General features: G+C 61.6%; 10 protein-coding genes and 1 pseudogene (1 of these 11 running past the window's edge). 2 read left to right on the top strand and 9 right to left on the bottom strand.

What is annotated here, in order from left to right:
* The 4 genes from FVQ81_12250 to FVQ81_12235 form a co-directional block, all read right to left on the bottom strand.
* Positions 1-383: the 5' portion of a hypothetical protein gene (locus tag FVQ81_12250; GenBank protein ID MBW7997317.1), read on the bottom strand. It extends 31 nt beyond the left edge of the window; only the first 383 of its 414 coding nucleotides appear in the window; its start codon is at positions 381-383; its stop codon lies off the left edge, out of view.
* A gap of 95 nt (positions 384-478) precedes the next feature.
* Positions 479-2,323 carry a hypothetical protein gene (locus FVQ81_12245; GenBank protein MBW7997316.1) on the bottom strand — a complete coding sequence of 615 codons (1,845 nt, stop codon included), beginning with the start codon at positions 2,321-2,323 and terminating at the stop codon, positions 479-481.
* A 178-nt stretch (positions 2,324-2,501) separates the two neighbouring features.
* Entirely contained in the window at positions 2,502-2,807 is a 306-nt protein-coding gene (locus FVQ81_12240) for a hypothetical protein (GenBank protein ID MBW7997315.1), read from the bottom strand.
* Positions 2,804-4,342 carry a sodium/solute symporter gene (locus FVQ81_12235; protein MBW7997314.1) on the bottom strand — a complete coding sequence of 513 codons (1,539 nt, stop codon included), beginning with the start codon at positions 4,340-4,342 and terminating at the stop codon, positions 2,804-2,806. Before FVQ81_12235 ends, FVQ81_12240 begins: the two co-directional genes overlap by 4 nt.
* A 132-nt stretch (positions 4,343-4,474) precedes the next feature.
* Here FVQ81_12235 and FVQ81_12230 point away from each other — a divergent pair.
* Positions 4,475-4,555: pseudogene (locus FVQ81_12230) on the top strand (uridine phosphorylase).
* Between the two features lie 88 nt (positions 4,556-4,643).
* Here the strand turns inward: FVQ81_12230 and FVQ81_12225 are convergent.
* The 4 genes from FVQ81_12225 to tilS form a co-directional block, all read right to left on the bottom strand.
* Complete coding sequence (locus FVQ81_12225; protein ID MBW7997313.1) at positions 4,644-7,064, bottom strand: DUF2723 domain-containing protein; 2,421 nt, start codon at positions 7,062-7,064, stop codon at positions 4,644-4,646.
* Between the two features lie 105 nt (positions 7,065-7,169).
* Positions 7,170-8,126, bottom strand: coding sequence for a dihydropteroate synthase (folP, locus tag FVQ81_12220; protein MBW7997312.1), 957 nt, complete (start codon positions 8,124-8,126; stop codon positions 7,170-7,172).
* A gap of 384 nt (positions 8,127-8,510) precedes the next feature.
* Positions 8,511-10,598 carry an ATP-dependent metallopeptidase FtsH/Yme1/Tma family protein gene (locus tag FVQ81_12215; GenBank protein MBW7997311.1) on the bottom strand — a complete coding sequence of 696 codons (2,088 nt, stop codon included), beginning with the start codon at positions 10,596-10,598 and terminating at the stop codon, positions 8,511-8,513.
* 81 nt (positions 10,599-10,679) lie between these two features.
* On the bottom strand, positions 10,680-12,158 hold the full coding sequence (tilS, locus tag FVQ81_12210) for a tRNA lysidine(34) synthetase TilS (protein MBW7997310.1): 1,479 nt from the start codon (positions 12,156-12,158) through the stop codon (positions 10,680-10,682).
* Between the two features lie 167 nt (positions 12,159-12,325).
* Here tilS and FVQ81_12205 point away from each other — a divergent pair, with 167 nt between their 5' ends.
* The gene (locus tag FVQ81_12205) at positions 12,326-13,318 is read left to right on the top strand and encodes a hypothetical protein (GenBank protein ID MBW7997309.1); all 993 of its coding nucleotides are present in this window, start codon (positions 12,326-12,328) and stop codon (positions 13,316-13,318) included.
* Here FVQ81_12205 and FVQ81_12200 read toward each other — a convergent pair.
* On the bottom strand, positions 13,315-13,794 hold the full coding sequence (locus FVQ81_12200) for a HEPN domain-containing protein (GenBank protein ID MBW7997308.1): 480 nt from the start codon (positions 13,792-13,794) through the stop codon (positions 13,315-13,317). The two genes, FVQ81_12205 and FVQ81_12200, sit on opposite strands and share 4 nt — an antisense overlap.
* Between the last annotated feature and the right edge of the window lie 16 nt (positions 13,795-13,810).

Here is a 13,810-nt window from a genome sequence, read left to right as displayed (position 1 = left end):
CCGTAGTCGGTGTCCCGGCCAGTCAGGCTGAACACGAATGACTGCAGGCGCATCAGCGTATCGGTCACCGCCCGCGAGTAACTGTTGACCTCCTGGCGGCTGCCGATCATCGAGAACGACAGGAACGTATGATCGGTGGAGATAATCGTCGAGTCGAGCACGGTGGTGGTGTTGCGCGAGTAGCCGATTTTCGAGCCCTGGAGGTAGATACCGTACCAGAGAGACTCGCTTTCGAGACGGTCCAGCGCCTCGGGTGTCAGCTCGATCAACCTATCCCGGCCGCCCAGATAGTAGCGGTCGGCCAGCAGGACGGCCATCACGATAAAAAACGTGATAAACGAGAAATGGACCAGGTCCCTGGCCCCGAACCGGTATGACGTCACATTTGCTCCAAGGGATAAATATCATTAATCCCGGTACAAAGTCCCTAATTTTACCGCGCCGGGGGGATGAGCGCAAGGTGGAGGGCTAAACCGGGCTAACGGCCTGAGTCGAACGGCTGCTGTTCGGCGGCTAAGCTGATGATATATCCGGCCAGCGCGCGGCGGATCAGGCCGGCGGGTGAGGAGTCGCTCGACTGCGGCGCGGCCTCGGGAATGATCGCGGGCAGCGCGGCGAGATCGAATGCCGGCCGCCGGACTGTCTCGATAAACTGCAGCGCATCGATTGCCGCGGCGCTACCGGATGGCGCGCTGTTGATCAGCTGGTAGAGTGTGCGCAGGTAACACCGGTCCTCGATCCCCTCGCGCACCCCCTCCCAGGCCGGCGTGGGCAGGAACGAGTCGTCGAGGTTGCGGTAACTCAGCATCCAGTCCATCCGCGGCGAGTCGAAATCGTTCCAGCTGTGACCGCCGCCGCTCCAGTTGTAAGCCCAGACAAACATCCCGTCCCGCTGGGCGCGCCACGCGCCGAAGCCGAGTTTCATCCGGGCCGCACCGGCGGAATCGCGCTGGGTCAGCGCAGTGTACCCCCAGACCGCCGAGCGGCGCATGGTTTCGTCCGGCCGGACATCGTCGCTGACCAGCCAGACGCTCATCAGCCCGTCCAGGTCCTCCACAACCTCGTCGTCATTTGCACTCAGCAGCGGGCTTACCATGTTCGCCCGGTAGCCCATCACCCTGTTCAGCGCGCGGGCGCGGGCGGTGATCCGCCCGCGGACATCGCCCCAATCACTTGCCCGGTCGAGCAGACCCCAGACCAGCCGGGGCCAACCGGCGGAGGATGCGTGTTTGTCGATTAACTGGACGGTCTGGGCGTAGATCAATGCCCCCGAGGCCAGCTCCGTTTCCGGTCTGCCCATAACCGCCGCGGCCAGCGAGGAGTCGAACGGAGAGCGCCCGGCGCCGGATACGTAAACGATCTGCGGCCCGTCGATCCCGGCCTCGCCGAGACTCCGCATGAATATGTCCTCGAGACGGAAATCAGGCTCCACCCCGGCTTCCCCGTAGCGCAACGGCAGCTGGACCGGGTTGTACCAGCGGGCCACCGAACTGATCCCGTGCGCCGCCAGGTCCCAGCAGGCATAGCGGTCGAGCGGACCGGGGATGAATACGCCGAACGGCGGCAGACCCTGGCGTCTCAGCGCGGCCGGCAGGACCGTGAAGGTCAGCGGCAGACGGTAGGTGCCGCCCCAGTGCTCGACCAACACGCTGCCGGTGTATTCGCCGGGCTGGATATCCTCCGGCGTATGGACCCTGATCCAGAACTGAACGGTGGTAGCCGGCGGCACCCTGAACGTACCCGGCGGCTCCCGGACGCAGAACCTGTTGCCGGGAAACCGGCCCACCGGCCAGATCCTGACCGGGTGCCAGCGCCAGAGCCGCGAGGAACTGCCCTTGCCCCAGCGCACCGGGAAATACTCCACCACGCCGATCTCGACCGAATCCGGCGGGATATACGACTCGGTGTCCAGGCTGACCAGCGCGCCGGGCGTCAGTCTCAGGCCCGAAACCTCCGATTCCAGCGACCGGAGGCAGAACGATACCGGCTCGATCTCTCCGGGCGCGGCGAACATCGCTGCCTCCGCTCCCATTTCTTCCGGCATAGGCAGGCTGTTGGGATAGATCGCCCGGCCCCAGGCGCGCACGAACGGCACGAAACCGAGCTGCGTCCAGCGGGGATCGACCGGCCCGATCGAGCCTCGTTCCCGAAAAGGCCGGTACTCGAACTGCCCCAGCCGCGACTCGACATCGGAGATGATCCTGCGGTAGTAGCTCCCGATCTGGTCCGGCGGCTGGGGCTGCTGATCCTGGGTGAAAACATTCAGGACAGAGACCCGCAATAGCAGCATGACGGTAATAATGACCGGCCGGCGGACGGGCATCGGTTTCTCCGTGGTAGTTCAACTTGACGCGCGTATGTCGAGAGCAAAGATAGCAAATGGTCGCATGGCGGCGCAATCCCTTGTTCCCGGGAGATGGCGACAAGGCGGCATGAGAAAAACAAAAAAGGCCGCGCTCCCCACTCTGCGGGGAACGCGGCCTCTAACAGCCGGAACCGGATTACAGAATGATGTAACAAATAGACTGCAGGACCAGCAGGCCGATACCCATCACGCGAAGGTCCGTGTACCAGGATTTGTCGTTGCCGTCCTCATCCTTCTCACGCTGGGCCGGCAGGCTGAAAACCCAGAGCGCAATCACGGCCAGCATGCCCAGGAAAAAGAAACGCACCACGGGCAGCGGCACAGCCACCACCAGGGCGAAAATCCATTCGGCAAAGGGTTTCAACAGATCGATCAGAAAGGTTTTCAGGGCGAAAATCCACTCGGCAAAGAGTTTCAGCAGATCGATCAGAAAGGTTTTCATGCCGCACCCCCTTCTCCAGCGGTGTTATTTTCAACCGCTTTCGTATAGATCAGGCCTTCCAGTTTGTCATCAGGCTCGGGCTTGGTTAGCAGACTGACCACCACCGTGGTAATAAAGCCCACCAGGAACGCCCACCAGGCAATATAAAGAAACGGCTCGGGCGCGGTAAAAATCCCGTCCTTGAGCCAGAACAGCGTGCTTGAGGTTGCCACGCCGAGAATCAAGCCCGTGGTGGCTCCCTTGCCGGTGGCTCGTTTCCAGAGCAGTCCCAGCAAGATTATCGACAGCAGCGGGCCTTGGAAGATACTGAGCATGGTCTGCATGTAACTGAACACGCTGCTGAACTTCTCGGCCATCCCGGCCAGCGAAACGCCGATAATCACGAAGACGATAATCAGGGCCTTACCCACTTTCATGTAATGACGGGGCGAGGCGTCCTTGACAATGAATTGCTGGTAAATGTCCTTGGTCCAGAGCGTGGCCGCGCTGGTAAGGTAGGAGTCCACACTGGAGATCAGCGCCGCCAGGAACGCGGCGAACACGATCCCGACCAGGCCCGGAGGCAGCAGTTCGTGAATCAGCGTGGGGAAAATCATGTCGCCGTTCTCAAGCCCGGAGTGCAGGGCCACGCCGGCGATACCGGGACCGACCAGGATGATCGGGATAAAGAGCTTGAGAAACCCGCCCCAGAGCACGCTCTTCTTGGCCTCGTACTCGGAGCGCGCGGCCAGGTTACGCTGGACAATCGCCTGGTTGCCCAGCCAGTAGGCCGGACTGAGCACGAACGCCAGGCCGAACAGGACGCTGCTCCAGGCGAACGGGGTCGGTGAATCCGCCGGGGCGATCAGCTTGAAATGGTCCTTGAACTCCGGCCCCATCGCATGCACCGTATCCATCAGGTTGCCCCAGCCGCCGACCTTGACCATCGCGATTGTCAGGATCAACCCGCTGCCGACAAACAACACCACGCACTGGATCGAGTCGAGAAACACCACCGCGCTCAGCCCGCCGAAGTAGGTGTAGATGCCCACGGCCACGGCCACCAGGATTATCGAGAACCACAGATCCCAGCCGCAAAGTACCTGCATGGTCAGCGCGGCGGTATAGAAGAAGATGCCGAGCATAAAGAGGAAGAACACGCCCCAGATAATGGCCACCAGGCTGCGCACGAACTGGTTGTAGCGGCGGCCCAGGTATTCGGGAATCGTGAACACCTTCGAGCGCCAGTAGAACGGGATGAAGATGAACGAGGCGATCACCATCGCAGGAATACAGCCGATCCAGTCGAAATTGGCCACGCCGATCCCGAAGGTATAGGCCATCCCGGCCACGCCCACCAGCTCCAGCGCGCCGATATCACTGACCACCATCGACATCCCGATGGCCCACCAGGGAAGGTTGCGGCCGCCGAGGAAAAAATCCTCGTCGTCCTTGATAAAGCGGCCGATCCAGACGCCCAGGATCGTAATCCCGATCAGATACAGCGAGATAATGATCACATCGATCGTTGCCAGCTTGCCGACCGCAGCGTCCAAGTCTCACCCCTTCGCTCTGGTATAAAAAGTTTTACAATCCGTTGGCAGGCAAGTTATCCGATTCAAGAGCACCGGTCAAGGGATTTGCCGGGGCGGGAGCGGAGCGCGTTGCGGGGAATTTTGGATATTATACGGCAGCGCGAGGTGGGCTGTTTCGCGCATGTCACCAACCGGATGGGCAGCGCGGAGGGAGATTTCGAGAAGGGCGAGGCCGGCGTTGGCGATGGATGCCGCTTACTGCCACGTCCTGGCCGCGGACTGAGATTCATTCCGGTAACGGTGAGTTTTCAAAGCAGATCGATCAGTCCGGAAAATCGGGCGGCAGAGCCTTGGTCGCGTTGTATTCTTCCCAGAGCTGACGGGTTTCCATGTCGTCCGGGTGGCGAACCAGCCAGCGGCTGATAAACGCCGAAACCATCGTATGCTTCTCCATCGAGCTGAAAAGGCGGATCAGTTTCTGGTAACCGAGCAGGAAATCGGGATCGGCTTCCAGGGACTTGACCAACAGTTCGGTGGCGGCCAGCGAGTCCTGGTTGGCCAGCGCCAGTTTTGCCAGCCCCGCCCATTTGAGCGGATCGGGGGGTATATGGGTGAAATACATGTCCGCGAAATCCTTGGTCTGCTCGTATTGCCCTTGCTGGGCCAGACGTGAGGCGAAATTGAGCAGCTTGGACTCGTAGTCCGGATCGAAAAACTCGCACTGGCGGTAGTTGCTGGCCGCCGCATCGCCGTTTTTCTGTCCCAGGAACGCCTCGGCCAGATTGGCGTGGGCCCGCGCGTAGATCAGCAGAGGGCGGAAACGGGCATTGTGCTCATCACCCCTGGCCTGCCACAACGTGGTGTGATGCACGTAGTAACCCCACAGCAGCTGCTGGGTCCAGGGGATATCGATCGCTATCGGGTAGCGCCCCCGCCAGTAGTTGGAACTGTCCGCCGATGTGAGCGGGTTCTCCTCGAACAGCCTGACAGTGAGGCCGCGAATAGCGCAGTAACCGGCCAGTCCGAGCATGTTCTGCGGCGCGATATTTGACGAGAAGTACACCGGCCGCTCGAATTTGTTGGCCCGCAGTACGGACATCAGCACCATGTCCGGAACCAGGAACACGGTTTCCGCCGGGTAGCTGACACTCAGTTTTCCGGCGGTGAACGATTCGGTTTTTTCCAGTCTCACCGGCCGCATGTCCCCGATCTGCGCGTCACTCAGATCCATCGGGGCGGGCGGTTCAATTGTCTTGAGCTGACGGATGTAGTGCGTACTGGTCATCCCGGGGTAATTGATCAGCGTGCGCTGCGAGTCCTGGAACAGCACCTTTTCGGCGTACAGGGCCCGGTAGTATTCCGCCGCGCTGCCCAGGATCAGAATCCCGTTCTGCTCAACTCCCCTGAGCTGGTTGCCGCCCAGGTCCCGGATCAGGTAGTAGCTCGACATGTCCGATTCGCGCCAGCGGAAATACATCGGCGACAGCATCGCGGCGATCAGCAGCACGGTCGAGGAGAGAGTCACCAGGCGTTCGAACCTGCGGCCGGTAAACTCCATCCTGGCCTGGAACCGCCGCGCCATCTCGATCGCCTGCAGGTACAGCACGGTGATGCCGGTCAAAACCCAGCCGGCCATGATCATGATGAAAATCAGCAGGTGACGGTCGAAGCCCGTGAGGTTGGTCACACCCGGATTGTAGATCCAGATCCCCGCCAGGAACGACACCGCCAGAGCCAGCAGCACTCCGCGCCCGCTGCCGCTGCGCTGCTTAATGTGGTAAAACATCCCGAAGTGGAACAGCAGCAGCAGGATGATCCCGGCTATCCAGTGATCGGCCTGCGCCTCGAGCCGGCCGATCATCAGCGGAATCTGCACCGTAAAGAAATTCCCCTGGCGCGGCAGCGCGCTTTCCATGCCCGGGATATTGAACAGGTAACGCCAGAAACCGCTCGTAAACATCTCGACCGGGTCGCCCAGCCCCGGTACGGCCTGCGGCCTGACCCAGGCATAGAGATAAGTTGTGCAGCCAACCAGAAACAGCACCAGCGCCGGACCCAGATTGGCCTTGAGAGCAGACCACACGTTTTTGCCGCCCCAGGCGAATACGCCCAGCATGACGCAAAACAGCAAAAACACCTGGTTGTGGCTGAAACTTGCGCCGGCAATGAAGGCAAGCAGGAGCATCCGTGTGCCTGCGCTTGACGGGTTTTCCTCGCCGCGGACCATCATCCAGCAGGCGAATACCACCAGCAGGAGGTTGAAACCGTAGGGACCGGCTGTAACGGCCGCGCTCCAGACCACCGGGATCGTATAGATGAACAAAGTACCCAAGGCCAGGATCCAGCGCCCTGCCGCATCGGGCCAACCCCTGTCCCCTCTCAGGGAGGTCAGCAGACGGTCCAGCAGGGAGAAACTCAACCCGGCCGCTCCCGCAACGCTCAATGCGCTGATCAGGTTAATTCCGACAGCGGGCTCCAGACTGGGCCTGAAGATAAACCCGAGCGCATCGCTGAGCCTGGCAACTCCGATCAGGACAGGAGCCACGAGCCATTCGTAAAGATTGGCCATCGCCGAAGCGGCGATCAGGTACAGCAGGTTGCCGGGCGAGGACGGCAGTCCGGAGAACATGCTGTTGACGATCCACGAGGAACTCTCGTAGGAACCCAGCGACGGGGCCAGGGTCAGGAGATACATCACCAGTGAAATTGCGAAGATAGCCAGTGCCATAACTTTCCTGCTCATAACTCTCCTCTGCCTGTCAGGATTGCACCCGGAGACGGCAAGAGTCCGGGTTTAATTAATGATATATCGCTTCGAGCCCTCGGGGTTTCCACCTCGCGCCCTTTTTCATGCCCGGCTCAGACCCGCGAACACGCTCGCGGCGTCCACCGCGCGACGGGCCGGGCCGACATCGTGAACGCGGATTATCCCCGCGCCGGCCAGCACAGCCACCGTGCATGCCGCCAGTGAACCCTCCAGGCGGGCCTCCGCCTCATCCTGCCCGGCCAGCTTGAGGAACGATTTGCGCGAGGCCCCGATCAGCAGCGGCCGGCCCAGCGACAAGAACTCGCCAAGACGGAGGATCAACTCGTAATTTCCCGCCGGCGGTTTACCGAAGCCGATCCCGGGATCGAGAACCACCTGCTCCAGGCCGATTCCGGCGGCCTCGCAGCGGTCAAGCCCGCGGCTGAAAAAACAGTGGACCTCGCCCAGCAGATCATCGTATCCGGTATCCTGCTGCATGGTGCGCGGCTTGCCCCGCATGTGCATCATCACGTAGCCTGCACCGGCCCGCGCCACGGTCTCCAGCATGCCGCCGTCGAGCAGGCCCGCGCCGATATCGTTGACTATCGAGGCTCCCGCATCCAGCGCCGCGGCTGCTGTTTCCGCCTTGTAACTGTCGACCGATACCGGGAAACTCTCGCCAAGTTCCCCGGCAACCGCCTCGACCACCGGCACCACCCGGCGGACTTCCTCTTCCCCGTCCACCGGCGCGGCTCCCGGACGGGTTGATTCTCCGCCGAAATCGATAATGTCCGCGCCCGCCGAGGCCATCTCCACCGCCCGCCTGACCGCCGGGGCGGTATCGGCCACCCGGCTGCCGGAGTAAAACGAATCGGGAGACAGGTTCAGCACTCCCATGATCAGCGGCCGGGTCAAATCCAGTCTCCTGCCGCCGCCGATTTCCCAACTGCGGGGCGAGCGCGCCTCCAGGGCACGGTCGATCGCCGCACTCAACTCTCCGGCCGTTTCCGCCAGCGAACCGGCCAGACGCTTAAGGGACGATTTCCGTCCCGCGATCATTGCCGACGGCCGCCAGTCATCCGCGCAAACATCATCAGGCCCGGCAAACAGGAGCAAACCCTGCCCGGCCGCGGCCTTTGCCAGCACGGACAGATATTTTCCGTCTGTGTCATAGACCGCCAGCAGTTGCTCGCCTTCGCCGGCAAATCGCGCTTTCAAGACTCCGTCACTCTCGCCCACGGCATGGGCCAGCGTATCGATATTCTCTTCCGGAGGGCAGTGCAGCAGCCTGACCGTAATCCTACTCATCGGACATTTTCCAGCTTAAAGCAGGCCCATACAAAGAAAGGCCGGCGAATTCTCTCGGGCCGGCCACCCTTTTGCGCGGTACCGTGCATCACGCCCTCTGCCGATCCCGGCAGCGACAACCCACCACGGCCCCGGCTAATTCTCTTCGTCCCGGCCGCCGTGCTCGTCTCTAGCTCGCTCAGCGTCCCCTGCCGGCAGCTTCGCCGGATTGGAATCCGCCCCGGCCGCTCTTTTTGACGAAGCGGTCCTGGGTTTCCGCGACCGGGTTTTGGCTTTGGTTTTCTTTTTGCCGGTATCAACCGGCGGCAGGTTCTTACCGGCCACGACCAGGTTGATTTCCTCGGCGTCGAGCACCTCTCGCTCCAGCAGGATATCGGCCAGTTTTTCCAGCTTGCCGCGGTTTTCACGCAACAGGCTCATCGCATCGTTATAGGCTTCCTCGACCAGCTTTTTCACTTCCCGGTCGATCAGTCTGGCGGTGGCCTCGCTGTAGTCCTGGTGCTGGGCGATTTCACGGCCGAGGAAAATCTGCTCTTCCTTGTGGCCGAATGCCAGCGGCCCCATAGCTTCGCTCATACCCCACGTACAGACCATCTTGCGGGCCAGGTCGGTGGCGCGCTCCAGGTCATTGCCCGCGCCGGTGGTCATCTCGCCCAGGATCAGTACCTCGGCGCAGCGGCCGCCCATCAGGGCCAGCAGGTTATTCTGGCACCATTTTTTGCTGTAGAGGTGACGGTCCCGTTCGGGAAGGTACTGGGTCACGCCCAGGGCCATGCCGCGGGCCACAATCGTCACCTTGTTCACCGGGTCAGTCCCGGGGGTGAGCCGCTGGACCAGCGTGTGGCCAGACTCGTGGACAGCGATCTGGCGTTTCTCCTCCTCGCTGATCACCATGCTCTTGCGTTCCGGGCCGATCATCACCTTGTCCTTGGCGTCCTCGAAATCCTGCATGGCCACTTTATCGCGGTTACGCCGGGCGGCGAGCAGGGCCGCCTCGTTGACTATGCTCTCCAGCTCCGCGCCGCTGAGGCCGGGGGTCCCCTTGGCCAGGTCGGCCACGTTGACATCACGGGAGACAGGGATGTCTTTCATGTGAACCTTGAGGATACCCTCGCGCCCGCGCACATCGGGGCGGTCAACCACGATCTGGCGGTCGAACCGTCCCGGGCGCAGCAGGGCCGGATCGAGCACGTCGGGCCGGTTGGTGGCGGCGATCAGGATTACGCCCTCGTTGGACTCGAACCCGTCCATCTCCACCAGCAGCTGATTGAGTGTCTGTTCGCGCTCATCGTGTCCGCCGCCAAGGCCGGCCCCTCGGTGACGGCCGACTGCGTCGATCTCGTCGATGAAGATGATGCACGGTGCGTTGCTCTTGCCCTGCTCGAACAGGTCGCGGACGCGGCTGGCCCCCACCCCGACAAACATCTCCACGAAATCCGAGCCGCTCATGCTGAAAAACGGCACATCGGCCTCGCCGGCCACGGCCCTGGCGAGCAGGGTCTTGCCGGTGCCGGGAGGTCCCAGCAGCAGCGCGCCCTTGGGCAGCCGTCCGCCTAGCTTCTGGAACTTACGCGGGGTTCTGAGGAAATCGATAACCTCTTCCAGCTCCTGCTTGGCCTCGTCACAGCCGGCCACGTCCTTGAACGTAACTTTGGGCCGGTCGCCGGAGAGCAGCTTGGCCTTGCTCTTGCCGAAACTGAACGCCCGTCCGCCGCCGCCCTGGAGCTGGCGCATGAAAAAGAGCCAGATAAAAATGATCAGGACCCACGGCACCCAGCCCATCAGGTGGGTCATCCAGTTGACCGCCGGGGGCTTGCCTGTCACCTCCACGTCGGCCGCGTCAAGCTTCTGAACCAGGTCCGGGTCCTCGAACGGGATATAAGTTTCAAAGTTCCGCGTCAGCGCTTCCTCACCCTGTAGACCGCGCGGCGCACCGCCCTTGAGCTTGCCCAGAATTCTCTTCTCCATGATCGTCACGCTCTCGACCTGGCCCTGGCCGACATAGGTCATAAACTGCGAGTAGTTGATCTTGCGGATAGCTTCCCTGCGGGGAGAGAGCAGACTGAACAGGGTGATCGGCAGCAGGATGATCAGCAGCCAGAAAGCTATATTCTTAGAGACGTTACCGAATTTCGGTCCCCTGGAGGGTCCTCTGTCTTTACCGCGCCGCGACACGGTTCCCTTGCCCTGGGTTCTTTTCTTTCCGCTTTTCTTTTCCGCCATTTCATCTTCCTCTCGAACTTGGCAAAACCGCCCCAAACCAGCAATCCCACCGAATGAACGATCAATATACCTAGCCGTTAGTTAGGTGTCAACAACCGCCTGTCCGGCACAGGCCTCAACCACGGTGCGACTAGCCTGGGCAAGCATAACGTTGGCGGTTTCAGCGGTGAGCGCGGCGATCCCAGCCCTCGAAACCCCGCAGACCCAGAGAATCGTCCCGTTCCGGTCGGAGACCACCGGCACGCTGTCCCGCTCACTCCGCGGAATCCGTCGCTCGGTGAACAGTTTCTTGAGCTTCTTGCTGCCCTCGGCGCCGAAGCGCCCGATCCTGTCGCCCGGCCGCCACCGCGAAACTGTCAGCGGCAATTCAACGCAGTCGGCGTCGAACGCCTGGCTCAGCGAAATCGCGCCATCCGCTCCCTTATGCGGCAGATACTCCGCGATACCGCTCCCGCCGATTTTCCGGAAGCGGAGATCCAGTTCCCAGCAAACACCGCCCAGGCAGAACCGGTTGATCCCCTGACTCAGTTCCAGACAAACTGCGCCGTCCGTTGTTCCCGATGGTTGCCCCGTACCGATCAGCAGCCGCTCGAACTCCCTCCGGGCACAGACGCCGCCGGCGAAATCGAGCCGCTGGCCGCTGAGACCGTTCACCGCCAGTTTTTCCAGCGCCGCCAGCGGTCGTCCTGACAGCAGTACCCTGCCGGCGGTGATCCGTTCCACCGCCCTGCGCAGGAGATGGCGGCGGAGGGTCGAGGGCAGTTTCGCCAGTCCGGTGCAGTCGGCCACTACAGTTTCCCCGCTGATTTCCACCATGCCCGCGGCAAAATGCGGTTCGACGATTTCATCCAGCAATGAGCTCAGCCCGGCCGCCTCCTCGGCCAACGCGGCCAGATTCGCCGAGAACTCCGGGTCGCCTTCCCGTTCGATTCGCGGGATCCGATGGTGGCGGAGCCTGTTGCGGCGGCAGCCGTCTTTCGCATTGGTGGGGTCTTCAAGCCAGCGGACCGCCCGCTCCCGCGCATACTCCTCCAACTCGCTGCGGGTTACGCAGAGCAGAGGACGGATCAGCCGTCCCTCGCGGCTGACCGGCCTGATCCCCGCCAGCCCGATAAACCCGCTGCCCTGGGTGAGACGCAGCAGGACTGTCTCGGCCTGGTCGTCACGGTGGTGGCCGGTGGCGAGACGGTTGCAGTTCAGTTCCCCGGCGGCTTGCCACAGGAATGAATAGCGCTGGCGGCGGGCCTCTTCCTGAAGGTTCGCGCCTTGCCCGGTAAGTTCGCTCAGGCCCTTCGCCCCGCCGCCGAAAAAGCCGATGCCGAGGTTTGCGCAGGTCCCCTCCACCAGTGTCATTTCCGCCTTGCCCTGCTCTCCACGCAGACCGTGATCGAAACTGGCTGCGACCAGCTCGAACTCCAGATTATCGCGCAGACCGGCCAGCAAATCGAGCAGGCACATCGAGTCCAGCCCACCCGAGACCGCTGCCAGCAGGCGGTCACCGGGCGCGAGCATGCGATGCTCCCGCAAGAACTCTTCAATTTTTACGGACAACGAGCACATTTTTTCGGACCCACCGTGAAATCTGTCCTTAACACACTGAACAATATAAAGTTATCGCCTTACACAGTTGGTGTCAACCAGAACGGCCCACGCCGAATTGCCGGGGCTTGCCAGAGAGAGTATATTATAGACCCGATCGAAGTGGACTTTTGAGGAGAGATGAGCGAATGAGCGGCGTGGTGAAAATACCGAAAAAAGTTGAAAAAGAGATCCGCAGAGTAGCTGTCGACAATACCCACGGGGCAACCTGGTTGTCGAAACGCAGCCTCGAAGTGCTGGCCGACGCAGCCCAGGTGCGGGGAATCCCTTCCGGCGGCGAAAAGCTGGCCGCGTATCTTCGCGCCGTAACGCTCAAGCTGCGCGCGGCCCAGCCCACGATGAGCAGTCTGTCCAACCACCTGGTGCGCGCCCTGGCCAGAATGCCCGGAATCGGCGGCGACAAGCCCGGGATGTCCGGTCTGGACAAGCCGGCCGTGCTCGAAGCGGTCAAGGATGAACTGGACAGCCAGCAGCAGGAACTCATGGAACTGGGCGATTACGGTGCCAAACTGCTGGCCGAGAAATTCCCGGGCAAGGCGCGGCTGATCACGATCAGCGCCAGCAACGGGGTGTTTGAAATCCTGCGGCGGCTTGAAGGCGGGAGCGACCTGGTGATAACTGTCGCCGAGAGCCGTCCGATGCGCGAGGGAGTCCAGTTCGCCCGCAAGCTGGCGGGATTGGGCTTCGAGGTCCGGCTGGTTACCGACGCCATGCTGGGTATCGAAACGGTAGGCGCCGACTGCGTGCTGACCGGCGCGGACACGGTGCAGTCCGACGGTTCGCTGATCAACAAGGCCGGCACGCGCCTGCTGGCCCTGGCGGCTAAAATGGACAAGGTGCCGTTTTTCTGCTGCACCCAGACGATCAAGGTTTCGCCGGTGACGGATAAAACCGGGCCGATGATCCCCGACCAGAGAATCAGGGACCCGGAGGAGATCCAGCGCGATGCGACCAAGGGGATAACGATCGAAAACATCTATTTCGACCGGACAGAATATTTCCTGATCAGCGGCTATATCTCGGAAATCGGGTTCCTGCGGGTGAAAGAGATCGCGGAAATCTGCGACAAGCTGGCCAGGCGGGAAAAAAGAGTGCTCGGTTCAACCGGCCGAGAGAGCTAGCGGTCCTTGTCGTGATTCTTAGCGTGTTCCTTGCTGCGCTCGTCTTCCTTGAGCGGACCTGTCGATTTCTCCGGGCTGGCGAGAATCAACTGCTGAAGGTAATCGCGGACGAAACAGATAAACCGCTCCGACTCGCCGATCATGCTCTCCGCTTCCTGACGGCTGAGCTTGAGCTGGTCGCGGCGCTCCCTCTCGTCGCGGCTGCGGTAGCTCCGGTCAACTATCTGCCCGTATTCGGTTGGTATCTCGCCGGTCTGGATGAACTGCTCCTGGAAGATATGCAGCACGCGCTGCTGCTTGGTGGAGTCTTTCATCCTGGTGGCCAGCAGGCTTTTAACCGCATAGTAGTTGGCCTGATAGAGACGGTTCACCGACTCGTTGATCCGTTCGCTTTTGAGCAGCAGGATCGCATCGGTCCGGTTTTCGAACGCACGCTGGATCCTGTATTTTGCCAGGTCAATAAACATCTCTTTCATCGGTGCATCTCCTCCA

Source organism: Candidatus Glassbacteria bacterium, assembly GCA_019456185.1.
GTDB lineage: Bacteria > Gemmatimonadota > Glassbacteria > GWA2-58-10 > GWA2-58-10 > JAJRTS01.
Note: the sequence above shows the minus strand (reverse complement) of the source record. Positions and strands in the feature narration are given on the sequence as shown.

What these genes read in the sequence shown, in the direction of transcription:
- FVQ81_12245 (MBW7997316.1), bottom strand. Translation starts at nt 2,323, where the DNA reads ATGCCCGTCCGCCGGCCGGTCATTATTACCGTCATGCTGCTATTGCGG.
- FVQ81_12240 (MBW7997315.1), bottom strand. Translation starts at nt 2,807, where the DNA reads ATGAAAACCTTTCTGATCGATCTGCTGAAACTCTTTGCCGAGTGGATT.
- FVQ81_12225 (MBW7997313.1), bottom strand. Translation starts at nt 7,064, where the DNA reads ATGAGCAGGAAAGTTATGGCACTGGCTATCTTCGCAATTTCACTGGTG.
- folP (MBW7997312.1), bottom strand. Translation starts at nt 8,126, where the DNA reads ATGATCGCGGGACGGAAATCGTCCCTTAAGCGTCTGGCCGGTTCGCTG.
- FVQ81_12215 (MBW7997311.1), bottom strand. Translation starts at nt 10,598, where the DNA reads ATGGCGGAAAAGAAAAGCGGAAAGAAAAGAACCCAGGGCAAGGGAACC.
- tilS (MBW7997310.1), bottom strand. Translation starts at nt 12,158, where the DNA reads ATGTGCTCGTTGTCCGTAAAAATTGAAGAGTTCTTGCGGGAGCATCGC.
- FVQ81_12205 (MBW7997309.1), top strand. Translation starts at nt 12,326, where the DNA reads ATGAGCGGCGTGGTGAAAATACCGAAAAAAGTTGAAAAAGAGATCCGC.
- FVQ81_12200 (MBW7997308.1), bottom strand. Translation starts at nt 13,794, where the DNA reads ATGAAAGAGATGTTTATTGACCTGGCAAAATACAGGATCCAGCGTGCG.